General features: G+C 51.5%; 17 protein-coding genes and 2 pseudogenes. 14 read left to right on the top strand and 5 right to left on the bottom strand.

Annotation, left to right across the window (positions count from 1 at the left end; translation table 11 throughout):
- Nucleotides 1–5: 5 nt before the first annotated feature.
- Nucleotides 6–167 (bottom strand): annotated as a pseudogene (locus E5342_RS05530) (putative glutamine/gamma-aminobutyrate antiporter GadC); the annotation flags it as partial.
- Between the two features lie 177 nt (nucleotides 168–344).
- On the opposite strand from E5342_RS05530, the gene uvrA reads away from it, so the two are divergent.
- The 5 genes and pseudogenes from uvrA (at nucleotide 345) to nhaA (ending at nucleotide 5,608) form a co-directional block, all read left to right on the top strand.
- Nucleotides 345–3,200, top strand: coding sequence for an excinuclease ABC subunit UvrA (gene uvrA, locus E5342_RS05525; protein ID WP_135958992.1), 2,856 nt, complete (start codon nucleotides 345–347; stop codon nucleotides 3,198–3,200).
- Nucleotides 3,197–3,418, top strand: a complete 222-nt coding sequence (locus E5342_RS05520) for a hypothetical protein (protein ID WP_135958991.1) — start codon at nucleotides 3,197–3,199, stop codon at nucleotides 3,416–3,418. The genes uvrA and E5342_RS05520 overlap by 4 nt, the downstream gene beginning before the upstream one ends.
- Nucleotides 3,419–3,421: 3 nt before the next feature.
- Nucleotides 3,422–4,021 carry an IMPACT family protein gene (locus E5342_RS05515; RefSeq protein ID WP_135958990.1) on the top strand — a complete coding sequence of 200 codons (600 nt, stop codon included), beginning with the start codon at nucleotides 3,422–3,424 and terminating at the stop codon, nucleotides 4,019–4,021.
- Between the two features lie 73 nt (nucleotides 4,022–4,094).
- Nucleotides 4,095–4,228 (top strand): annotated as a pseudogene (locus E5342_RS20125) (sodium:proton antiporter); the annotation flags it as partial.
- Between the two features lie 18 nt (nucleotides 4,229–4,246).
- On the top strand, nucleotides 4,247–5,608 hold the full coding sequence (nhaA, locus tag E5342_RS05505) for a Na+/H+ antiporter NhaA (protein ID WP_121734572.1): 1,362 nt from the start codon (nucleotides 4,247–4,249) through the stop codon (nucleotides 5,606–5,608).
- A 64-nt stretch (nucleotides 5,609–5,672) separates the two neighbouring features.
- Here the strand turns inward: nhaA and E5342_RS05500 are convergent, their stop codons facing one another.
- The 3 genes from E5342_RS05500 to E5342_RS05490 form a co-directional block, all read right to left on the bottom strand.
- The gene (locus E5342_RS05500) at nucleotides 5,673–5,924 is read right to left on the bottom strand and encodes a GlsB/YeaQ/YmgE family stress response membrane protein (protein ID WP_121734571.1); all 252 of its coding nucleotides are present in this window, start codon (nucleotides 5,922–5,924) and stop codon (nucleotides 5,673–5,675) included.
- A 90-nt stretch (nucleotides 5,925–6,014) separates the two neighbouring features.
- Nucleotides 6,015–8,516, bottom strand: a complete 2,502-nt coding sequence (gene pbpC, locus E5342_RS05495; protein WP_432707215.1) for a penicillin-binding protein 1C — start codon at nucleotides 8,514–8,516, stop codon at nucleotides 6,015–6,017.
- Entirely contained in the window at nucleotides 8,488–8,925 is a 438-nt protein-coding gene (locus E5342_RS05490; protein ID WP_135958993.1) for a DUF6078 family protein, read from the bottom strand. Before E5342_RS05490 ends, pbpC begins: the two co-directional genes overlap by 29 nt.
- Before the next feature lie 132 nt (nucleotides 8,926–9,057).
- Between E5342_RS05490 and E5342_RS05485 the strand changes: the two genes are divergently transcribed.
- A complete protein-coding gene (locus tag E5342_RS05485) occupies nucleotides 9,058–14,595 on the top strand; it encodes an alpha-2-macroglobulin family protein (RefSeq protein ID WP_135958989.1) in 5,538 nt (1,845 codons plus the stop codon).
- Nucleotides 14,596–14,797: 202 nt separating this feature from the next.
- Here E5342_RS05485 and E5342_RS20120 read toward each other — a convergent pair whose 3' ends face one another.
- Nucleotides 14,798–15,028: a DUF6722 family protein gene (locus E5342_RS20120; protein WP_005857263.1), complete on the bottom strand. Its 231-nt coding sequence runs from the start codon at nucleotides 15,026–15,028 to the stop codon at nucleotides 14,798–14,800.
- 129 nt (nucleotides 15,029–15,157) lie between these two features.
- On the opposite strand from E5342_RS20120, the gene E5342_RS05475 reads away from it, so the two are divergent.
- From E5342_RS05475 to E5342_RS05440, 8 genes are all read left to right on the top strand, one after another.
- Nucleotides 15,158–17,500, top strand: a complete 2,343-nt coding sequence (locus E5342_RS05475; RefSeq protein ID WP_121734567.1) for a UvrD-helicase domain-containing protein — start codon at nucleotides 15,158–15,160, stop codon at nucleotides 17,498–17,500.
- A gap of 424 nt (nucleotides 17,501–17,924) precedes the next feature.
- On the top strand, nucleotides 17,925–19,064 hold the full coding sequence (gene nspC, locus E5342_RS05470) for a carboxynorspermidine decarboxylase (RefSeq protein ID WP_121734566.1): 1,140 nt from the start codon (nucleotides 17,925–17,927) through the stop codon (nucleotides 19,062–19,064).
- Between the two features lie 19 nt (nucleotides 19,065–19,083).
- On the top strand, nucleotides 19,084–20,037 hold the full coding sequence (gene ftsY, locus E5342_RS05465; RefSeq protein WP_121734565.1) for a signal recognition particle-docking protein FtsY: 954 nt from the start codon (nucleotides 19,084–19,086) through the stop codon (nucleotides 20,035–20,037).
- Nucleotides 20,034–21,332 (top strand): 30S ribosomal protein S12 methylthiotransferase RimO, encoded by a 1,299-nt coding sequence (rimO, locus tag E5342_RS05460; RefSeq protein ID WP_121734564.1) that lies wholly within the window; start codon nucleotides 20,034–20,036, stop codon nucleotides 21,330–21,332. The genes ftsY and rimO overlap by 4 nt, the downstream gene beginning before the upstream one ends.
- 77 nt (nucleotides 21,333–21,409) lie before the next feature.
- Nucleotides 21,410–21,700, top strand: a complete 291-nt coding sequence (locus E5342_RS05455) for an HU family DNA-binding protein (protein WP_008778384.1) — start codon at nucleotides 21,410–21,412, stop codon at nucleotides 21,698–21,700.
- Nucleotides 21,693–22,766, top strand: coding sequence for an HU family DNA-binding protein (locus E5342_RS05450; protein WP_135958988.1), 1,074 nt, complete (start codon nucleotides 21,693–21,695; stop codon nucleotides 22,764–22,766). The genes E5342_RS05455 and E5342_RS05450 overlap by 8 nt, the downstream gene beginning before the upstream one ends.
- A 168-nt stretch (nucleotides 22,767–22,934) precedes the next feature.
- Nucleotides 22,935–23,930 carry an AAA family ATPase gene (locus E5342_RS05445; RefSeq protein WP_121734562.1) on the top strand — a complete coding sequence of 332 codons (996 nt, stop codon included), beginning with the start codon at nucleotides 22,935–22,937 and terminating at the stop codon, nucleotides 23,928–23,930.
- A complete protein-coding gene (locus E5342_RS05440) occupies nucleotides 23,931–24,800 on the top strand; it encodes a DUF58 domain-containing protein (protein WP_008772274.1) in 870 nt (289 codons plus the stop codon). It abuts the gene before it with no gap.
- Nucleotides 24,801–24,803 lie beyond the last annotated feature (3 nt).

Raw genomic sequence — 24,803 nt, 5'->3', positions numbered from 1 at the left:
GTGTGTTATGCTTTTGTCGTATTCGTATCGGATACGTCATTTTTTACTTCCCAATGGAACGGTTCGAGTCCAGTATTCGGATCTACCCAAGATGCTTTCTTAGAAGCATAGATAATAAAGGGGGCCGCAACGACAACAATTACACCGATGAAAAGAACGGCGAACCAAGGAGAAAAAGAAGTTTTACGAGAATATACGGGCTCCCTCTCCCTGGCTGGAGGTGAAGGATAAAGGGAGTAAATAGGCGGAAGGAAGTGGCGGAGATCATGCTATGATTTGCCGGAAAGTTTGATTGGCTTCTGTTTTTTTCGTATCTTTACGGCCCCTAAATCAGATAGGTAAAAATGGTAAAAGATAAACAGGCATTGGAAGGCGGGCGCATATCCGTACTTGGCGCACGTGTTCATAATCTGAAGAATATAGATGTAGAGATTCCGAGGAATAAGTTAACGGTGATTACCGGCATGAGTGGTAGCGGCAAGTCTTCATTGGCGTTCGATACGATTTTCGCCGAGGGGCAAAGGCGGTATGTGGAGACATTCTCGGCTTACGCCCGGAATTTCTTAGGGAATATGGAGCGACCCGATGTAGATAAGATAACGGGTCTGAGTCCGGTTATCTCCATCGAGCAAAAGACAACCAATAAGAATCCTCGTTCCACTGTCGGCACGACTACCGAGATCTACGACTTTTTCCGTTTGCTTTACGCTAGGGCAGGAGAGGCCTATTCCTATTTGAGCGGGGAGAAGATGGTGAAATATACCGAGGATCAAGTCTTACGGTTGATCTTGGATGAGTACAACGGAAAAAAAACGTATCTCCTGGCTCCGCTGGTCCGTAATCGAAAGGGACATTATAAAGAACTTTTCGAGCAGATACGTAAAAAAGGATATCTGAACGTCCGTGTCGATGGCGAGTTGAAAGAGATCTTCCATGGAATGAAGCTGGATCGTTATAAGATGCACAGTATCGAAGTGGTGATCGATAAGATGATTGTCTCCGAGACAGACGAGCGTCGCCTGAAAGAGAGCTTGAAGATCGCCATGAAGCAAGGCGATGGCCTCGTGCTGATACTGGATACCGAGACGAATGAGGTCCGCCATTATAGCCGTCGCCTGATGGACCCGGTGACCGGATTGTCTTACAGTGAGCCGGCTCCGCATAATTTCTCGTTCAATTCCCCTCAAGGGGCGTGTCCGAAGTGTAAAGGTCTGGGACAGGTCAATTTGCTGGATATGGATAAGATCGTTCCCGATCCTTCCTTGAGTATCTATAGCGGTGGTATCGTAGCCTTGGGCAAATATAAGAATTCGTTGATATTCTGGCAGATCGATGCGCTTTGCCAAAAGCATGGCGTGACGATCAAGACGCCTATACGAGATATCCCCGAGGAGGCGATGGATGAGATCATGAACGGTACGGACGAGCGGTTGCAGATCAAGAACGACTCGTTGGGATCGTCTAACTATTTCTTGTCGTATGAGGGAGTCGCCAAGTATATCCTGATGCAACAGGAGAGCGAGGCGTCCGCCTCGGCGCAGAAATGGGCGGGACAATTCATCAAGATGGCCACTTGTACGGAGTGCAACGGCTGGCGGTTGAATAAGGAGGCGTTGAGCTACCGGATAGCGGGAAAGAATATCGCCGAGTTGTCGGCCATGGATATCTCGGAATTATATGAGTGGCTGGAGGGTATTGAGGAGAAGCTAGACCCGAAACAGCTTCGGATCGCTACGGAGATATTGAAGGAGATACGCTCCCGCCTGCGCTTCTTGCTGGATGTGGGATTGGATTATCTTTCCATGAACCGGGGTTCCGCTACCTTGTCCGGTGGCGAGAGCCAGCGTATCCGTCTGGCTACCCAGATCGGAAGCCAATTGGTGAACGTACTTTATATATTGGATGAGCCGAGCATCGGTTTGCACCAACGGGACAACGTCCGTTTGATTAATTCCCTGAAACAATTGCGTGATACGGGAAACTCCGTGATCGTCGTGGAGCATGATAAGGATATGATGCTGAGTGCCGATTACGTGGTGGATATGGGGCCTAAAGCGGGCCGTCTGGGTGGCGAGGTTGTCTTCGAGGGAACCCCCAAGGAGATGTTGCGTGTAGATACCTTGACCTCTTCCTATTTGAACGGGAACACGGAGATAGCCGTTCCTGCCGAACGTAGGAAAGGTAACGGGCAGTTCATTACGATCAAGGGAGCCTGTGGTAATAACCTGAAGCATGTGGACGTGTCTTTCCCCTTGGGTACGCTTATTTGCGTCACGGGTGTGTCGGGTAGCGGAAAGTCTACCTTGATTAACCGTACGCTGCAACCGATCTTGAGCCAGCATTTCTATCGCTCGCTGGAAGACCCCTTGGCATACGACGCCATTGAGGGAATCGAGCATGTCGATAAGATCGTGAACGTGGATCAATCTCCGATCGGTCGTTCCCCCCGGAGTAACCCGGCGACCTATACCGGGGTATTCTCGGATATCCGGAATCTGTTCGTGGAACTTCCGGAATCGAAGGTGAGAGGGTATAAGCCGGGACGTTTCTCTTTTAACGTATCGGGTGGACGGTGCGAGACCTGTAAGGGAAATGGCTATAAGACGATCGAGATGAATTTCCTTCCGGACGTGCTGGTGCCTTGCGAGGATTGTCATGGCAAGCGATATAACCGGGAGACCCTAGAGGTTCGTTTCCGTGGGAAGTCTATCGCGGATATCTTGGATATGACGATCAATATGGCCGTGGAGTTCTTCGAGAATATCCCGACGATCTTATCCAAGATCAAGGTCTTGCAGGATGTAGGTCTGGGGTATATCAAGCTGGGGCAGCCCTCCACGACCTTATCCGGCGGCGAGAGCCAACGTGTCAAGCTGGCTACCGAATTAGCGAAGCGGGATACGGGAAAGACGCTTTATGTGTTGGATGAGCCTACCACCGGTCTGCACTTCGAGGATATCCGGGTCTTGCTGGGGGTATTGAACAAGCTAGTGGATAAAGGCAATACGATCATCGTTATCGAACATAACCTCGATGTTATCAAAAGCGCCGACTACTTGATCGATATGGGCCCTGAGGGGGGGCGTCGTGGAGGTAACGTCCTTTTCACCGGGACTCCGGAGGCTTTAGCGGAGAGTGGTGTCGGGTTTACGGCTCCGTTCTTGAAAGAAGAGTTAGATATAGCAAATAAGAAAAAATGAGGAATCCTATACAAATGATCAAGCAGTGCGTGGAGAAGGAGGAACCTTACTTCGTGCTGAGAGGGCAGGACGTATGTGCGTTGGCTGCCATAGAGACCTATTACGAGGAGGTGAGAAATAAGGTGAAGGATACTTATTTCATCGAGGAGATCGAAGAGATCATGAAAGATTTCCGGGCGTACCGGGAGGAAGTGTCTAAAACTAAAATACCGGATTGATTTATGGCAGACGACAGTTACAAGACCATCAAGCGAGTAGCCGAGGGATATTATACCGAGAGGCGCAGCCGCTTTATCTCGTATGCTATACCCGTGCGTACGGTAGAAGAGGTGAAGGAGCAACTGGAGAAATACCGTAAACAATATTATGATGCCCGCCATGTGTGCTGGGCGTATGTGTTAGGCCCAGAGCGGCAGACGTTCCGGGCCAACGATGACGGGGAGCCTTCTTCCACGGCCGGGAAACCGATCCTCGGACAGATCAACTCGAATGAACTGACCGATTTGTTGATTGTCGTAGTACGTTACTTTGGTGGTATCGAGTTAGGGACCAGCGGCCTGATCGTCGCTTATCGCACGGCCGCCGCCGAGGCTATCGCCGCCGCCGAGATCGAGGAACGTACGGTGGACGAGGATATCACGGTTGTTTTCGAATACCCATACCTGAACGGGATCATGCGTATCGTGAAAGAGGATAGCCCCGCTATCATCTCACAGAAGTTCGAGATGGATTGTGAGATGACGCTTCGTATCCGTAAAGGGGAGGCCGAACGCCTCAAAAATCGCTTGTTAAAGGTTGAGACCGCTTATCTAAAAGGGTAGCAAGCGGTCAACTAATTTAATTTTCAATTGTTTTTTGTAGAGACAAGGCTAGTGAGTTCGAGATTGATAAGACCCGAGGTTGATAATTTCTGTGTTAACTATTGTGTTAATTTAATTTTAACTGGTATATTTGTCATCTGGGTAGAGAAACTCACACGCAGCGCTTATAACCTGGAGCAAGCAGGAAAAGCCAAAGCTGTCAATTAATAGAAAAAACACTTTATTATGGATCGTACAATTAAAGTTATCCTTAAACCGTTGCGTCGCTTCGCTATACAGAAGCCGAACGCTAGTCTTTTATTATTTGCCGCCACCATCGTCGCTATGGTCTTGGCCAATTCGCCTTGGGCAGATAGGTATCATCTATTATTAGCTTTTCCGATTGATCTGCAAGCCGGGCAGTTTAACTTCTTTGCGCATCATGGCGAGACCATGTCTATGCTGGCTTTCGTGAACGACGCCCTTATGGCGGTTTTCTTTTTCGTGATCGGTCTGGAAATCAAGCAAGAGGTATTGATCGGTGAGTTGAGTTCCGTGCGGAAGGCGTTATTGCCTATCATTGCCGCCTGTGGTGGAATGATCGTGCCGGTCTTATTTTATATGTTAGTCTGTAATACGCCTCCCGAGGTAAACGGGGCGGCTATTCCGATGGCTACGGATATCGCTTTCGCCTTGGCCGTATTGGGCTTGTTAGGGAAACGGGTGCCGTTGAGCATGCGTATCTTCTTAACCGCCTTGGCTGTGGTGGACGATATTGGGGGTATTATAATTATCGCCCTGTTTTATAGCGGGCATATCGCTTTCGAGCCTTTGTTGATATCCCTGATAGTCCTCGCTTTGTTGTATGTGGGAGGAAAGTTCCGGGTACACAACCGATTGTTTTTCTATATCGGTGGCTTTATCGTTTGGCTGCTATTTCTGGAATCAGGAATCCATCCGACAATCGCCGGCGTGTTGATCGCCTTTACGGTTCCTGCCCGTCCGGTTGTCAAGCTGGATGATTTCACGTGTGATATGACCGGGTATTTGAATATGCTGGACTATACCGAGGTTCGTCAGTCTCGTAAAGCGGAAGTGCTTACGCCTACACAGATTCAGGTATTGAATAACATCCATACGTTGGCGGATAAGACGATCAGCCCGTTGCAGACCATCGCTGATAAGTTGCATCCTTTGGTAAACTATGTGATACTTCCTTTATTCGCATTCGTGAACGCCGGTGTGACATTTGGAGACATCCACCCCCAGACGTTGGTTAATGTGCCGTTAGCGGTGTTCATGGGCTTATTTGCCGGAAAGACATTGGGTATATTCTCTTTCTCTTACTTGTTTGCGTGTACGCCATTCGCTTCCATGCCTACAGGTATGAGCAAACGCAATTTATTTGGGGTATCCATGTTGGGAGGAATCGGTTTCACGGTAGCCTTGTTCATAGCGAATCTTTCCTTTGACGCTAATTCAGCGGTGGGTGCCGATCTCTTGAATCAGGCGAAACTGGGTGTATTCACGGGATCGTTTATATCCGGCCTTTGCGGTTATCTGGTATTGAAATGGGTTTTACCTAAAGAAAAAGTGGAAACGATCTAAATAAAAGGGCAGTCTTTCGGGACTGCCCTTTATATGATATGATTTGATAATCGGGCACGCCTTCTTAAACCTTTTTGGACTTGTTGAATAGCGAGCCGATCCATAATAACAAAATAGCTCCGACCGTAGAGGTTATCAAGCTTCCCAAGATGCCACCGGCCGATATGCCTAGTAAGCTGAATACCCAGCCGCCCAATACGCCTCCGATAATACCTAGGATCAAATTAACAATGACCCCGAAACCTCCTCCACGCATAATCTTACCAGCCAGATAGCCGGCAACGATACCGATGATAATAGACCAAATAAATCCCATAACTATAGTTTTATATTTTATTTAAAAGTTCTGATGCTTTGTATTTAAACACATCCTATAAGCCTTTGGTTGCGCTTTATACCTCTTTTTTTACTTGACCTCGAATTGTATTTTCTTCTGGTTCCCCTCGTTGTCGATGAGGGTAAGGAGATGTTTCCCTTGGCTCACGGAGCAACTGATCTGGTGATTCTCGGTGGTCTCTCCCAGATAGCTTTCGTCCAGATGCCAGTAAATCGTAGCGTCACGGCGGGCGTGGGCGGCCTTGAAGATAAATTTCTCGGACTTCCCGGAGAAGCCTTTCGGAAGGTAGAGAATGGCGTTATGCTCGGGATAGATCAGTTCGATCTGGCGGTTCAGGTCTTGTCCGCAGCCGGGTTTTATGGGAGGGAGCGGGACATAATCGATGTGATAGTTGCGGTAGTAATACTCCTGTGCGGGAGGAAGCACGAACCACGGGCGGCTGATCACCCGGTCGACAGACTCGCAGGAACTATTGACCCTGTACCGTCCGTCCGCCGATAGATGTACGAGCTTATGGTAGGGGCAGACCCCCGTGTTATTGCCGGACAGCGGCATGTATAAGGTGTCCGTTTGCTCGCAGTAGGGCGAGGCTTTATGTCCGCTGTTCCGGCAGATCGCCATGGGAAGCGTCTCATCGTAGGGCAGGTCGAACCATTCGCCACCGGGCAATAGGGAAAAGAGATCGAAAAGGACCGGGGCGGCGTTGCCGACACCCGTAAGTCCCGGACGGCCCTCGCCGGAAGCGTTACCTGCCCATACGCCGACGACGTAGCGGGGAGTCGTGCCGATCGCCCAAGCGTCTCGTCCCCCGTAACTCGTCCCGGTCTTCCATGCGATCCGTTTCATCGACTCGAATTGTTGCCAGTCGGCCTCTTCCTCGGGACGGTTAAGGGCGGACATCGCCTCGAACGTGTACCACAGGGCCGCGGAGGAAAGGAGCGCCTTATCGGTGAGCCGGCTATCGGTAAGGGAACGGATGGGTTCCTTCCTCTCCGCCGGAAAGGGAGTCAGCGGATGGATGTCCGCCGGATGATAGCGTCCGTTGTAAGTGCGGTAATGTTTAAGCACACGAGACATGGAGGCATACATGCCGGAAAGATCCCATAAGGTTCCCTCGGCCCCTCCCAAGATCAGGGAGGCCCCGTAATGCTCCTCGGAGAAGCGCAAGGTAGTCATTCCCCATGATTTCAGCAAAAACATAAAGCGTCCGGTATTATACCGGGAGAGCATACGTACCAAGGGGACGTTCAAGGAGCGTTCGATGGCTACATGGGCCGGTACCGCCCCGTAGAATGTCTTGTTGTAATTCTGGGGGGAGAAACCGTTTATATTCAAGGGCACGTCCGATACCAGCATAGAGGGGAGCAACAGCCCGTCGTGCAGCATACCGGCATACAGGAAGGGCTTTAGGATGCTTCCCGTGCTGCGGGGCGAGGTGATGATGTCCACTTGGTTCCCCCGCCGCTCGTCGGCCGGATAGGTAGCGTTTCCGGCGTAGGCCAATACCTCCCCGGTCTCCACGTCCGCTACGATCGCCGCCAGATTATAGATATGGTTGGAACTGTATTCACGGGCATAACGGTTTACGAGGGCCTGTGTCTGCCGTTGCAGGGCTTGGCGGACGGAGGTTTGGATGCGTTGCCCCGGTTGTTCCGCGGCCAGTCTTTCCAACAGGTGAGGGGCGTCGTTGGGTAACGGGACAGGGGCTTCGGGGAGTGGCTCCATGCAGGCCAGCTCGTATTCGGTTTCCTCCAATACGCCTTTCTTCTGAAGGGAAGCCAACAGGCGATCCCGCTTTTCCTTCAGTTGTTTCCGGTTTCTTCCGGGGTGGATCAAGGCGGGGGAGTTGGGAAGGACGGCCAGCGTAGCGCTCTCGGCCCACGATAGCTCGGAGGCGCTTCGCCCGAAATAACGCCATGCGGCGGTCTCCAGCCCGATCACGTTTCCCCCGAAGGGAGCGTGCGAGGCATAGAGGTTCAATATCTCTCGTTTGCTATGGGTGGTTTCCAGAAAGAGCGCCCAGCACATCTCGATCGTTTTCTCGTAGAAGGTCCGGTCTTGGTTTCCTCTCGCTATGCGTGCCAATTGCATGGTCAAGGTACTTCCTCCGCTCACCACACGCCCCGCTTTCCCGTTCAAGCGGATCGCCCGGAAGAGGGCGGCGGGGTCTATACCGGGATGGTAAAAGAACCGTTTGTCCTCGTACGTGAGCAAGCAATCCACGAATCTGTCGGGCAAGCTATCCGCCGCCGGGAAACGCCATTGCCCGTCCGTTGCGATACGGGCGCCTAGAAGCTCACCTTCGGCCGAATATAGTAAGGTAGAGCAGGGGCCGGGAAATAATTGCCGGGGCACGATGCCATACATGACACACCACGCCGCCCCGCCGATCCCCAAAAGGGATGCGAGGAGGTGCCATGACACTCGTCCCGGCCTCGGTAATAGCGACTTGGATAGATGGCTGAGGCATCTGCCAGTACTCCGTAGGAAGTACTGTAGTACTGTGCGCAAAGTACTGCGGTACTTCCTGCGCAGTACTGCCTCAATCATACCAATTGACACTCTCCTCATAATGATCGAACCTTAGATCTTCCGTCACCCCAGCCTGTCGTAGGGCGTTTAGCACGATTCTTTGCTCTTTAGGTGAGAGTGGCGACTCGCCTCTTCGCCGCTCGAAGTAAGGGTTGCGGCCGAAGTGGGACAGGAGTATCGACATGAATTGCTGGTATTGCGCGGGGAACATCCGGCTCTGCATCCCGGTGAAGCCCCGTGCGTAGGTGACGGGAGCGGAGTCTCGGAAGTAGGGACAAGCCTCGTCCCGGGTACAGAGGATGGGGTTCAGCAGCCGTAACACGGTTGCCGGTTGTTCGATGAGTGGCCGGTAGGCGATCTGGTGTAGGCACTTCCCGGCCCGAGGGCAATCTTGTTGCTGGCAGACGGCGTAGTCGGTGGGGATTTCCTTGTATAGTTTCTTGGGCATGATGTATAAGGTTGTTTGAATAAAACATATGTAGAACAAATGTACGAAAAATATCAGTTTGTCTGAAAATATAGGAGAGAAATCCTTCTATTTATGTACATTTGTGGATTAACCATTTAAACATTCATGTGTATGATACGATCTATCGGTTTATTCTGCGTGCTTTGTCTCTTGTCTCTTTTGACAAGTTGTAATACGACAAGCTCCACGGATCAAGATCTTCCTCCTTATAATCCGAACGTGGAGGCGTTTACTACCGGGAAGATTTCCCGGTATTCTCCCGTTTACCTGATCTTTAATCAAGAGATCCCGGCGGATCGGTTAAAGGCGGACCGATTGGGGAAACTCGTGCGCCTCGAGCCCGATGTGCCGGGACGATGGGCTTTCGAGAATAACCGGACGTTGGTATTCAAGCCGGAGAAAGGCTTTGAGCGAAATACCGCTTATCAGGTGAAAGCCGATTTGTCCGAATGGTTTGAGGCGGAAGGTAAGGATAAGCGGTTCGCTTTTGGTTTTACCACGCTCCCTTTAGCCCTCCGGGGAAATCTGGAAGCGATGGATATCAACAAGAAAAACGAGAATGGGTACGATCTGACCGCCGTGCTTTTTACGCCGGATAAGGAATCTCCGGAGACGGTGGAGTCGTTGGTGGATTTCTCGGAGAAGGTAGACGCTACTTGGCAACATAGCCCGGACGGGAAGAAACATGAGGTAACCTTGGCTAATGTCCACGCCGGGATGGAGGGGGAACGGACGCTTAGGCTTTCCGTCTCTTCTAATAAACTTGGCGTGGAAAAGGCTGATGTCGTGTCGGTGAGCATTCCGGATCAGAATGATTTCTCTGTATACGACGTGGTATATGTATCCGGCCCGGAACGCTACGTGGAAGTAGCTTTCACGAAATTATTGGACTCGGCCCAAGATATGAGAGGCTTGGCTTTTATCGCCGGCAATACCTCGGAGACCGTAAACGTGGATGGCAACAAACTACGCCTGTATCCGGACGCCGACTTGCGGGAGAAAGGTGTGATGAACATCCATCTGAACCAAGGCATCCGCGGTAAAAGCGGCTTGAACCTAAAGGAGGCCGTCGTACGTCAAGTGGTAGCCGACGAGCAGAAACCCAACGTCCGTTTTATCGGGAAAGGAGTGATCATCCCGCAATCCACGCAATTATCCGTTCCTTTCCAAGCGATTTATTTGCGAGGGGTTACGGTGAGCGTCATCAAGATATTGGAGCAGAATATCGGTCAGTTCCTGCAATCGAACAACTTGGATGAGTCCGGGGAGCTGATGCGTGTCGGACGCTTGGTCGCCCGTAAGACGATCTTCTTGGATGAGGAGGGTCTTGACCTGTCCCGGTGGAATACGTTCGCGGTCGATTTAAAGCGGTTGATCGAGCCTGAACCGGGCGCTATCTACCGTCTGGAGCTTTCGTTTGACCGGCCTTTGTCGGCCTATCCTTGCGGGAATGATACGGTGAAGATCTCGAAGGAGCAGATCTTGGCCTCGGACGAGATCCGTTTCAAGGAAGAGTCCGCCCGTTTTGACGAGGGAGGGTATTACTATTATCGCCGGTATGATTGGTCTGATTATAATTGGGAGAAACGGAGTGATCCTTGCTCGGACAGTTATTACTTTAATAAGGTGGAGGGAAAGAATATCTTGGCTACCAATTTGGGACTGGTCGCCATGATGGGGCAGGATAATGATATGACCGTGTTGGTGCATAACATACAGAGTACGGAGCCGGAGCGAGGAGTTACGGTTACCGCCTATAATTACCAACACCAGTCGTTGGCCTCAGGCACGACCGATGACAAGGGGCAGGTACGGCTGGATCTCGCCTCGGGACGTCCGTTCTACCTGATCGCCTCACAGGGAACCCAGCGTTCCTACCTGCGGGTGGATAACGGATCGGCTCTCTCGCTCAGTTCGTTCGATGTATCGGGCGAGGTTGTCCAGAAAGGGATCAAGGGCTTTATCTATGGCGAGCGGGGCGTATGGCGTCCGGGTGATACGTTGCATCTGGGCTTTATGCTGAACGACCGGGCGAAGCAATTGCCGGCAGAGCATCCGGTGGTGATGGAACTGTACAACCCGTTAGGGCAAATGTATGCCCGTAAGACGCAGACCCGTGGCGAGCTGGGGCTTTACGCCTTCGATTTCGTTACCGAAGCGGACGCTCCTACAGGCGCTTGGAACGTGAAGGTACAAGTGGGTGGTGTCTCTTTCTCGAAGCGCTTCCGCATCGAGTCCATCAAGCCGAACCGCCTGAAGATCGCCTTATCCATGCCGGAGAAGACCTTGTTGCGTGGTGAGCCTATGGATGCCCGCCTGCATGTGGAATGGCTGCAAGGAGCTATCGCCCGTAACTTGAAATATGATATACAAGGTACCTTTATCGCTACCCCGACTACCTTCGAGGGGTATAAGGGGTTCTATTTCGACGATCCTTCCCGTGTATTTAATACGGAAGAGAGCAAGCTGATCTCCGGCGTTACCAATGAGCGGGGCGATGCCACGGTACAAGCCCGCTTCGAGCTGGGTTCTACCGCTCCCGGAATGTTGCTGGCAAACCTAGTGACCCGGGTCTATGAGGAATCCGGCGATTTCAGTATCGACGCGGATCGGATGCTTTACTCGCCTTATCGCCGGTATGCCGGTATCAAGTCTCCGCAGAAAGACAAGGAACAACTAAATACCGGGACTGATTACACCTACGAGGTCGCTTCCGTTGACTATTTGGGAAAGCCGCAAACGAATACGGAGTTAGACGTGAAGATATATAAGGTCTATTGGTATTGGTGGTGGGACTCCAACAGGAGCGGTCTGGCCAATTACGTATCGGATTTCTACAATAAGCCGGTAAAGACATTTACCATTCGTACGGATGGGAACGGACGGGGTACGTTCCGGCTCTCGTTCCCGGATAAGGAGTGGGGAACGTATTTCATCTCCGTGAAAGATAAGGATAGCAAGCACTCTACCGGCGTGATGAGTTATTTCGACTGGCCTTATAACGAGGGCCGACGTAACGCTGATGGCAGCGGGTCTGCCACGATGCTTAGTTTCAAGACCGATAAGGATAGTTATACGCCCGGCGAGAAGATGGTGGTCACTTTCCCCTCTACGAAAGGAAGCCGTGCGATTATCAGTATAGAGAACGGCGTGCGTGTCCTTTCCTTGACAGAGCATACGTGCGAGGATAAGCAAACGACCGTGAGACTGGATGTGACGAAAGATATGCAGCCGAACGCTTACGTCTATATCACCCTTTTGCAGCCTCATGGCATCACGAAGAACGATTTGCCGATCCGCTTGTACGGCGTGGTCCCGTTCACGGTAACTTCTCCGGACAGCCATCTGACCCCGGTCATCCAATCTCCCGCCGAGCTGAAACCGGATGCCTCTTATACCGTCTCCGTCTCCGAGAAGAATGGAAAGGAGATGGCTTATACGCTAGCGATCGTGGACGAGGGCTTGCTGGACCTGACCCGTTTCCGTACGCCGGAGCCTTGGAAGGCGTTTAACGCCCGGGAAGCGTTGGGCGTGAATACATGGGATTTGTATAACTACGTGGTTGGCGCTTACGGCGGCCGTATCGAGCAATTGTTCAGTATCGGCGGCGACGATGCGCTGAACAAAGGCCCGAAAGCGATCGTGAACCGCTTCAAGCCCGTGGTCCGGTTTGACGGCCCGTTCTTGCTGAAGAAGGGGAAGACCGCCCGGCATACCTATCAGATGCCGAATTATAACGGGCGTGTCAAGATCATGGTGGTAGCCGGAAACGGAGAGGCTTATGGACATGCCGATAAGAGCGTGATGGTACGTAAGCCCGTAATGCTGCTGGGAACCTTGCCCCGGGTGATCGGCGTGGGCGAGGAGATGGTAGTACCCGCTACGGTATTCGCTACCGAGGATGGCGTAGGGGCCGTGAATGTATCTATCGCTTGCAGCTCGAATATGGAAGTGGTCGGCGAGGCGACGAAGAGCTTGAGCTTCGAGCGGAAAGGGGATCGGCAGGCCTCGTTCCGTATCCGGGTGAAGAAGAACCCGGGTATCGGGAAGGTAACGATAACCGCTACGGGCAAGGGGGATAAATCCGTTTATGAGACGGAGCTCGAGATCCGTACGGTACGCCGCCCGCAAGTGAAAGTTACCGCCGCTACCTTGGAGGCCGGCAAGTCTTGGAAAGAGACGGTTGCGATGCCGGGTGCCGCGGGTACGAACCAGTTGACCTTAGAAGTGTCGGATATCGCCCCCGTGAACTTATCCTCACGTCTATCTTATTTGTTGGATTATCCGCACGGATGTCTGGAACAGATCACCTCGAAAGGATTCCCGCAGCTTTATATCTCCTCGTTTACGGATTTGACCCCTCAACAGGCGAAATCCACGGAGGAGGCCGTGAAAGAGGTGATCCGCCGTCTGCGCTCTTACCAGACCGTAGATGGGGCTTTCGCCTATTGGCCGGGTGGAACGAGCAGCAATGGCTGGGGTACGGTTTACGCTACTCATTTCTTGCTGGAGGCCTCGAAGAGAGGTTACTTGGTTCCCGAGGCCATGAGACAAAGCGTATTGAATAACTTACGCCGGGCAGCCCGTAATTGGAAGCCGGTTACCTCTTATTATAAAGATTCGGAAGAGGCTACGCAAGCCTATCGCCTGTATGTATTGGCTTTGGCCGGGTCGCCGGAGATGGGTGCCATGAACCGCTTGAAAGAGATGAAAGACTTGGCCTCCATGAGTCGCTGGTCGCTAGCTTCCGCCTATGCCTTGGTCGGCCGTGAGGATGTCGCTCAAGACCTGATCAGCAAGACGACGGCTCTTCCTTCCGGTTATTCCGAGTATGACGAGACGTTCGGCAGTGATGTCCGGGATCAATCCATCCAGTTAATGACGCTTTGCTTATTGAACAAGGGCAAGGAGGCCGCTACCTTGGTGGAAGAATTGTCCAAACAACTTTCTTCGAATGATTGGTTGAGCACACAATCTACGGCATTCGCTTTAGTTGCCTTGTCCGACTACCTCGCTAGATATCGGGTAGACGGGGCCATGGATTTCACGTACGCTTGTGGCGGAAAGGACGGGCAGATGAGGACGGATAAGCATATATGGTCCGAGACCTTATTGGATAAGGCGGGAACCTCGGCGAGCGTCGAGTTGAAGAACACGGGTAAATCTACGCTCTTCGCCCGTATCATAACCGAGGGAATACCGGAGCAGGGAGAGGAGAAAGCGTATGCGAACGGAGTCTCGTTGGCGGTTAGCTATGTGGACTTGAACGGCCGTCCGGTCGATATCGCCAAATTGGAGCAAGGTACGAACTTCTCTGCCGTGGTTACGGTAAAGAACCCCTCTGCCCGGGGATATACTAATTTGGTCGTATCGGAGATCTTCCCTGCCGGTTGGGAAATACTGAATACCCGTTTCTTGAATGAGTCCGCTACGGACAGCTTGACCGCCGGAGTGAATTATCAGGATATTCGTGACGATCGTGTGTACAGTTATATAGACCGTCTGCCGGCAGGCCGTCAAGTGACCGTGAAAATCAGTCTTTGCGTGGTCTATCCGGGCCGCTTCTACCTGCCTCCGGTGTATTGCGAGGCGATGTACGATTATTTAATCCGTGCGAATACCGCAGGGCAGGAAGTTACCGTATTCTAATTCTATAAGGGTGGGCAGACCCCGCCCTTACATTTTAAGGAAGATGGTGTGCCATGATCCACAATATGGCACACCACCTACGGTATCATAACTCATCCAACCATTTCTTGCCGGGCTTTGTGTAAAGCCAAGCGATAAATAAACCTGTAATAATTCCTACTACTAAGAATAGGGCACTTAATGGATTTAATATCATATTCTTTTATTTTAAAATTTTATTTCCTAACCAAGCTAATGAATAGGTGACACTAAGACCTGTCATTATCATGACCCAACAACTCTTATCAAAAACATTCTCTTGCAAAAGGAGTATTTCTCCCAATACTATAGCGGCGAAAACCAACTTAGCCAAATCAAAAAAGAACTTCCCTAAAGTCTCCCTCCTGATCTTGTCCCGCTCTTTCTTAATAATTATTTTCTCAAAATTTCCCATTTCCCCATAGTCTCTTGTTTTGGTTAATACTACTGATTATATGCAGGCAAATGTATATATTATCGACGACCTGCCCAACTTTTTTATGCGGAATCGCTTATTTTCCCTAATTTTGTATCCCTAAAACGGATGAATGTGGAAGAATTTTTGAATCAACTGAATGAGAGCCAGCGGGAAGCGGTGGTTTACAATGAGGGGCCATCCTTGGTCGTGGCCGGGGCGGGCTCCGGAAAGACAAGGGTACTGACCTATAAGATCGCTTATTTATTGCAATTGGGATTGCTTCCCTATAGTATCTTGGCACTGACCTTTACCAATAAGGCGGCCCGGGAGATGAAAGAGCGTATCGCGGCCATCACCGGTGAGCAAACGGCCCGTCGGCTATGGATGGGAACCTTCCATTCCATCTTCTCCCGTATCCTCAGGAACGAGGCGGAGCATATCGGTTACCCTTCCAATTTCACGATTTATGACGCCACAGACTCCAAGAGCCTGCTGAAATCCATCATCAAGGAAATGCAACTGGATGATAAGGTGTACCGCATCGGGATGGTGCAGAACCGGATCTCCAACGCGAAGAACTCCTTGATCACTTATACGGCCTACGAGCACAATAAAGAGCTCGTGGAGAGCGATATGAACGCCAAGGTCCCCTTGCTCCGGGAAATCTACAAACGTTACCAGAGCCGTTGCCTGCAAGCGGGAGCGATGGACTTCGACGACCTGTTGCTGCAAACCAATATCCTGTTTCGGGATCATCCGGCCGTGTTGGAGAAATACCGGAACTTCTTCCGGTATGTGTTGGTGGACGAGTATCAGGATACGAACTTCGCCCAACACCTGATCGTGCAACGGCTTTGCGAGGGGCACGGCCATATCTGCGTGGTAGGGGACGATGCCCAAAGCATCTATTCCTTCCGAGGCGCTAATATAGATAACATCCTGCAATTCAAGAATCTGTATACCGGTTGCCGTATCTTCAAGCTGGAGAGGAACTACCGTTCCACCCAGAATATCGTGAACGCCGCCAATAGCCTGATCGACAAGAATACACGTCAGATACCCAAGACGGTCTATTCCGAGAAGGAGGCGGGCAGCAAGGTGAGTGTCTTCACCTCGTACTCCGATTATGAGGAGGGCTACGCCGTATCCGCCCGGATCAACGAGATGCGCGGGATATTGGGGAAGTTCTCGTACGCTGATTTCGCCATCCTGTATCGTACCAACGCCCAGTCCCGTATCTTGGAAGAGGCGTTGCGAAAGCGGGGCATCCCTTACAAGATCTACGGCGGCTTGTCTTTTTACCAGCGGAAAGAGATCAAGGACGTGATCTCTTACTTCCGCCTGATCGTGAATCCGCACGACGAGGAGGCCTTGAAACGGATCATCAATTATCCCACCCGGGGAATCGGGGATACGACGGTAGGCAAGCTCGTCGGCGCCGCTACCGAATACGGGGTAAGCCTGTGGACCGTGCTTCAGGCCCCCTTGGAATACTCGTTGCCAATAAACAATGGTACGGCCAAGAAATTGAGCGATTTCCGGAGTTTGATTGAAGCTTTCATTGAAGAGGATAAAAAACTCTCCGCGGAGGAATTGGCCACCTTGGTGGTGAAGCGCAGCGGCATCGTTTCCGACCTGTTTCAAGACCGCTCCGTAGAGGGCGTGAGCAAGCAAGAGAACTTGCAGGAGTTGCTGAAAGGTATCGCCGAGTTCTGCGAGATCCGGCGTGAGGAGGGCATGGAGCAAGTCGCCATGTCCGACTTCTTGGCGGAGGTATCCTTGCTCACCGATCAGGATAACGATAAAGAGGAAAACTCCGACAAGGTCACGATGATGACCGTGCATGCCGCCAAGGGGTTGGAGTTCACGAATGTTTTCGTGGTAGGGATGGAGGAAGACCTATTCCCCTCGTCCCTGTCGAAAGATAACCCGAGAGCGGTAGAGGAGGAGCGCCGTTTGTTCTACGTGGCGATTACCCGTGCGGAGCAGAATTGCGTATTGAGCTACGCGAAGAGCCGCTATCGTAACGGAAAGACGGATATGTGTACGCCCAGCCGTTTCTTGAAGGATATAGACGCCAGGTATCTGGATATGCCTTCGGATGCCGGTGCTTCAGACGCATTCGCCTCGGCCGGTGAACGCTACGGGCGCCCGGCTTTTACCTCTCCATTCCGGCAACGAAGGGCGGTTGAGGATGATTTCGTGTCGCCCGTGAAGCAAGCGGCACAGCGTCAAGGGCATCTTACGAAGCTAAAAAACACGATGGAATCGTGCTTTTCGGCGGCTCCGGCCACGGATCTATCGGGCTTACATGTAGGGTCCAAGGTTCGCCATGATCGTTTTGGGGAAGGTAGGATCGTCTCGATAGAAGGAGAGGGGGGCAACGCGAAGGCTACGGTGGCCTTCGATCATTTCGGGCAAAAGCAATTGCTATTGAAGTTCGCTAAGCTTATCGTGCTGGATGATTGAATGTTAGCCCGTGGCATGACCAAGCATGCCACGGGCCGCATTGTACTTCGCACTGCATTTCGCACTGCTATTCGAACAGATAACGTATTGTTTTTTAGTTTTTTATGCAAAAATGGTTCTCTTTTTTCGCACTGCATTTCGCACTGCTCTTAATATTATAAATATATTAAAAAAAAAAGAAATAGAATAGGCGGCATAAAATGCCACCGTTTTTTTTTGAAAGAAAGAGAAAAAGACACAAGCGTGTTCGCGGTTGGATACAATAGTGTCCGCCGCCAAGCACAATAGTGTCCGGGGCTAAACACAATAGTCTTTAAATGAAAAAAATAGTCGTTTTTTTATTGCTTTTTCGGAGCGGAAACCTTGCTTTCTCCGAATGTTTTCGCTATATTTGCATATTCATTATGAAATACTGAGATACAGCATGATAGACATCAACAAGATACCCTCGCCTTGCTATGTGATGGAGGAGAAATTACTGAGAAACAACCTGTCCTTGATCAAGAGCGTGAAAGAACGTGCGGGGGTGAATATCATATTGGCTTTTAAGGCATTCGCTTTATGGAAAGCGTTCCCGATCGTACGTGAGTACATCCCTTTTTCGACGGCGAGCTCTAAGTTCGAGGCCCGGTTGGCCTTCGAGGAGCTGGGAAGTCCGGCGCATACCTATTCCCCGGCCTATACGGAGGCCGATTTCCCGTTGATCTTGAGGTACAGCAGTCACGTCACGTTCAACTCGCTCTCTCAGTTCCATCGTTTTTATCCGATGGTGCGGGCGGATGGTAGCCGGGTGTCTTGCGGATTGCGGATCAATCCGGAATACTCGGACGTGGAGACGGACTTGTATAATCCTTGCGCCCCGGGTTCCCGGATGGGGGTGACCTGCGACCTGTTGGGTGATACGTTGCCGGAGGGTGTCGAGGGGTTGCATTTCCATACCTTGTGCGAGTCCACTTCCTATGATCTGGAGCGGACGCTGGCCGAGGTGGAGAGGCGTTTCGGCCGTTTCCTGCCTCACGTCAAGTGGCTGAATATGGGAGGCGGGCACTTGATGACCCGTAAGGATTACGACGTGGAGCATTTAATCGCTTTGCTGAAAGGCTTCAAGGAGAGATATCCGCACTTGGAGTTGATCATGGAGCCGGGCAGTGCCTTCGCTTGGCAAACCGGGTTCTTGCTGACAACCGTGGTGGACATCGTGGAGAACCACGGTGTCAAGACGGCGATTATCGACGCCTCGTTCACCTGCCATATGCCGGATTGCTTGGAGATGCCCTACAAACCGGCGATTCGTTTCGCCACGGATGCCGTGGAAGGGAAACCTACCTACCGGATCGGGGGAAATAGCTGTTTGAGCGGTGATTATATGGGGGATTGGTCGTTCGACAAACCCCTGGAGATCGGCGACAAGCTGATTTTCGAGGATATGATCCACTACACGATCGTGAAGACGAATATGTTCAACGGCATACCGCATCCATCCTTGGCCCTTTGGGACAAGGACGACCGGCTGGTGATGTACCGTACGTTCGGCTATGAGGATTATAAGAACAGGATGGATTAAAAACAGAAACAAAATAAATATGGGTATTTTTAGCTTTTTCAGTAAGGACAAGAAGGAAACCTTGGATAAAGGTCTGTCGAAGACAAAAGAGAGCGTTTTCTCCAAGATTACCAAGGCGATCGCCGGTAAGAGCAAGGTAGACGACGATGTGTTGGATAATTTGGAGGAAGTGCTGATCACCTCGGATGTCGGTGTGGATACCACGTTGAAAATCATCGATCGCATCGAGAAGCGTGTAGCCCGTGACAAATATGTCACCACCCAAGAACTGACCACGTTGCTGCGTGACGAGATCGCCAGCTTGCTGACGGAGAACAATACGGAGGATGCCGAGGGATTCGCGCTTCCGGAGGGCAAGAAACCCTACGTGATCATGGTAGTGGGCGTGAACGGGGTCGGTAAGACGACCACGATCGGCAAGCTGGCCTACCAGTTCAAGAAAGCCGGCAAGAAGGTCTATCTGGGCGCCGCCGATACGTTCCGTGCCGCCGCCGTGGAGCAGTTGGTGATCTGGAGCGAGCGGGTAGGCGTACCTATCGTGAAGCAGAACATGGGCTCGGACCCCGCTTCCGTGGCTTTCGATACGTTGAACTCCGCCAAGGCGAACGATGCCGACGTGGTGATTATCGATACCGCCGGACGTCTGCATAACAAGATCAACCTGATGAACGAGCTTACCAAGATCAAGAACGTGATGAAGAAGGTGGTTCCGGACGCTCCCCACGAGATCTTGCTGGTATTGGACGGCTCTACCGGGCAGAACGCCTTCGAGCAAGCGAAACAATTTACCGCCGCCACCGAGGTGAACGCCTTGGCAGTGACCAAGCTGGACGGTACCGCCAAGGGAGGTGTCGTGATCGGTATCTCCGACCATTTCCGTATCCCCGTGAAATATATCGGACTGGGCGAGGGGATGGAGGATTTGCAAGTATTCCGCAAACGTGAGTTTGTCAATTCGTTATTTGGAGAATGAGAAAAAATAAAGTAGATATTATCACGCTGGGGTGCTCGAAGAACCTTGTGGACTCGGAGCAATTGATGCGCCAGTTCGTCGCCAACGGCTATACGGTAGAACATGATCCCCATAAGATCAATGGCGAGATCGTGGTGGTGAATACCTGCGGTTTCATCGGCGACGCCCAAGAGGAATCTATCAATATGATCCTCGAGCTGGGCGAGCAAAAGCGGAAGGGACGGATCGGGAAGCTCTTCGTGATGGGGTGCTTGTCGGAGCGTTTCTTGAAAGATCTGGAGAAGGAACTTCCCGAGGTGGATCGTTTTTACGGGAAATTCAATTGGAAGGAGTTGATCTCTGATCTGGGCAAGTCGTATCATCAGGAGCTGGCTACGGATCGTGTGCTCACCACCCCGAGGCACTACGCTTACGTGAAGATCGGGGAGGGATGTAACCGTACCTGCTCCTACTGTTCGATCCCGATCATAACCGGGGCCTACCAGTCCCGTCCGATGGAGGAGATCGTGAACGAGGTGCGTGGCTTGGTGGCGCAAGGCGTGAAAGAATTCCAGATGATCGCCCAAGACCTGACGTTTTATGGCCTCGATCGCTATAAGCGGATGGCCCTGCCGGAACTGGTGGAGCGGGTGTCCGACATCCCGGGCGTGGAGTGGATCCGCTTGCATTACGGGTATCCGTCTCGTTTCCCCTACGACCTGCTTCCGGTGATGCGTGAGCGTGATAACGTCTGCAAGTATATGGACATCGCCCTGCAACATATCAGCGACCCGATGTTGAGGATGATGCGCCGCAATATCACGAAGGCCGAGACCTATGAGCTGCTGGAGCGTATGCGCCGGGAAGTGCCGGGCATTCATCTGCGCACCACCTTGATGGTGGGGCATCCCGGCGAGACGGAGCAGGATTTCCAGGAATTGGTCCGTTTCGTGAAAGATATCCGCTTCGAGCGCATGGGCGCTTTCGCCTATAGCCACGAGGAGGGTACTTACGCCTATAAGCATTATAAAGACGAGATCCCGCAGGAGGTGAAGCAAGAGCGGCTGGACTACCTGATGCGTGTGCAAGAAGGCATCTCCGCCGACGTGAACGCCTCGAAAGTGGGACAGACCTTCCGGGTGGTCGTAGACCGCGAGGAGGAGGATTTCTACGTGGGACGTACGCAATACGACTCGCCCGAGGTAGATCCGGAAATATTGATTTCCAAGGAGACCTCCTTGAGCCCGGGCAGTTTTCACCAAGTAAAGGTGATTGACGCACAAGCGTTTGATCTGTATGGCAAAGTGTTGAGTTGATGTAAAAACTGTCAATATATTTGTCGGTTTACGAAAAAATAACTAATATAGTAGCACGAACTGTTATGGAATTAGATATGAAAAACAAGGAACTTATAACGGAATTGGCGAATCGCATGGATTGGACTTCGAAGGAAGTTTCCGATATGCTTTCTGCGCTCAGTTCCGTCGTAAGTTCGAAATTAGTGGATAACGATACGATCTATCTGCAAGGCTTCGGCCAGTTCGAGGTGAAAAAGAAAGCGGAACGTATTTCCGTGAATCCCGCGAACGGGAAGCGATATCTGGTTCCCCCTAAATTAGTTCCCGTGTTCAAGCCCGGAACGACCGTGAAGAACCGTTTAAAGGAATTGGGTGATCATGAATAACCGGCTGAATATACAAGATTTAGCCGGTTTATTATCGGAGCGTACCGGTAAGGATAGAGGAGAGGTAGAGCGTTTCTTGAGGGATTTCATCTCGGTGGTATCCGAAGGGGTCTATACGGATAAGATCGTAAAAGTAAAGGGCTTGGGTACTTTCAAGATTATCTCCGTGGAGAAGCGGGAGAGTATCCACGTGAATACCGGCGAACGTTTCTTGATCCCTGCGCATTATAAATTCTCTTTCCTGCCGGATAAAGACCTGCGGGAACAGGTAAACAAGCCTTTCTCCATTTTTGAGACGACAGAAATCAGCGAGAACGTGGATTTCTCGGACATGGATGAGTCCGTGGAGGAGAAGGAAACGGAAGACGAGTCCGTGGAGGAGGTGATGCCGGATAAGGAGATCCCTTTAGCGGATACCCGGCCCGAGGAGGAACCCGAGCCGGCACTAGAACCCGAACCATTGCCTGAGCCAGGGCAAGCGTTTGATCCGGAGCCGCCATCGGTATCAGAACCGGAACTTGAACCGGTAGCGGAGCCATCTCCCATACCAGAGAGACCGGAAGGGCGAGCCTGTAGGAAACCGGAGGAGAAGGGGGTATTAATGATCGTCGCCTTTTTGATAATCGTAATCTCTGTGTTCTTCTATCTGGGAAGGAATGATCGGAAACCGGCGCCTGCCCGGGAGGAGGTGATAACGGAAGCCAAGGATGCGGCCAAGGACACGGTTCGAGAACCAGCTTGGATGCTTCATCCGGACTCGGTAGCGGCGAAGACCCGGCATACGGAACCGGAGCCTTATGTGGAACCGGAGCCCAAACCATTGGGACAGGTGAAGATCGAGCATGGCGACCGCCTCACCATGATCGCCTTGGAATATTATGGCAATAAATTATTCTGGGTGTATATTTACCAACATAATAAGGCTGTTATAAAAGACCCGAACAACGTCCCGATCGGTACCGTGGTCGAGATACCCGCTCCGGAATCGTATGGCATCGACGCCAAGAGCCGTGAGTCGCGGGAGAAAGCCGCCGCCCTACAAACAGAGATACTTGCCGGGGAGTAAGAGAAATCCCCCTTTTTTAAGTAAAATAAAACAAAACAAGGAAGTGTTGGTTAGTATTATTTAACTGCAAAAGTGAAGGATACGAATTTAACATTTCTAATTTTGTGCATCCTAAAAAATCAACGTAAAATTGGGACAATATAATAACAATATAATAGAATAAATCTTATGAGTCAGACAGTAGACATTCGTGAGTTGAATGAGCGGATTGAGAGTAAAAGCTCGTTTGTGAACATGATTACGATGGGCATGGACAAAGTAATCGTCGGACAAAAGCATTTGGTTGAATCCTTGTTGATCGGTTTGCTTTCGGACGGACATATCCTGTTGGAAGGTGTGCCGGGTTTGGCTAAGACACTTGCCATTAAAACATTGTCGTCGTTGATCGACGCTAAATACAGCCGGATCCAGTTCACCCCGGACTTACTGCCGGCCGATGTGATCGGTACGATGATTTACAGTCAGAAAAGCGAAGAGTTCCAGGTAAAGCAAGGCCCGATCTTCGCTAATTTTGTGTTAGCGGACGAGATCAACCGTGCCCCGGCGAAAGTGCAGAGTGCCTTGTTGGAGGCCATGCAGGAGCGTCAGGTCACGATCAGCGAGCGTACCTACAAGCTGCCGAAGCCGTTCTTGGTAATGGCTACCCAGAACCCGATCGAGCAGGAGGGTACGTACCCGTTGCCTGAGGCGCAGGTAGACCGTTTCATGTTGAAGGTGATCATCAATTACCCGAAGAAGGAGGAGGAGAAACTGATCATACGCCAGAATATATCCGGAGAACGTCCGGAGATCAAGCCGATCTTGACGAAAGAGGAGATCCTCGACGCCCGTAACGTGGTTCGCGAGGTTTACTTGGACGAGAAGATCGAGCGTTACATCGTGGATATCGTCTTCGCTACCCGTTTCCCGGCTGAGGCTGGTTTGCCGAACCTGGCGAGCATGATCTCTTTCGGCGCTTCCCCCCGTGCGTCTATCAACTTGGCGTTGGCCGCCCGTGCGTACGCTTTCATCAAGCGCAGGGGCTATGTGATCCCGGAGGATATCCGTGCGGTATGCCACGACGTGATGCGCCATCGTATCGGCTTGAGTTATGAGGCCGAGGCGAACAACTTGACTTCTGAGGAGGTAATCAGCGAGATACTAAATAAAGTGGAAGTTCCTTAAATGGAGACAAGCGAATTATTAAAAAAGGTCCGCCGTATCGAGATAAAGACCCGTGGCCTTTCCCGTAACATCTTCGCCGGCCAGTACCATTCGGCTTTCAAGGGCCGTGGTATGGCGTTCAGCGAGGTGAGGGAATATCAGTACGGCGATGATATCCGGGATATCGACTGGAACGTGACCGCCCGCTACGTCCGCCCCTACGTCAAGGTGTTCGAGGAGGAGCGTGAGCTGACGGTGATGCTGCTGATCGACGTGTCCGGTAGCCGTGACTTTGGCTCCGTCAACGTCATGAAGAAGGAGGTGATCACCGAGATCGCCGCTACCTTGGCTTTCTCGGCGATACAGAACAACGATAAGATCGGCGTGGTGTTCTTCTCGGACAAGATCGAGAAGTTTATCCCACCCCAGAAAGGAAAGAAACATATCCTCTATATTATCCGGGAGCTGATCGATTTCCATCCCGAGGAGACAAGAACGGATATCAGCCAAGTGTTGAAATACTTGACCAACGCCATCAAGAAGCGTTGCACGGCTTTCCTCATCTCCGATTTTATCGACAAGGAGGGTTTCAAGGACGCCCTGACGGTGGCCAACCGCAAGCATGACATGGTAGCCATTCAGGTGTACGACCGTCGTGAGACCGAGCTTCCCGCCGTAGGACTTATGAAGATCAAGGACGCCGAGACCGGGAAGGAGCGATGGATAGACAGTTCCTCCGCCCGTGTGCGTGCGGCCTATAAGGAATGGTGGGAGAAACGGCAGGCGAAGATGAGCGATACGTTCAAGAAATGCCGTGTAGACTCCGTATCTGTCCGTACCGAGGATGATTATGTGAAAGCATTGATTGCCCTTTTTGACAAACGTAATTAAAGC

It is taken from the genome of Parabacteroides distasonis (genome assembly GCF_004793765.1).
Lineage (GTDB): Bacteria > Bacteroidota > Bacteroidia > Bacteroidales > Tannerellaceae > Parabacteroides > Parabacteroides distasonis_A.
The sequence above is the reverse complement of the archived record's forward strand: the minus strand, read 5'-3'. Positions and strand labels throughout refer to the sequence as shown.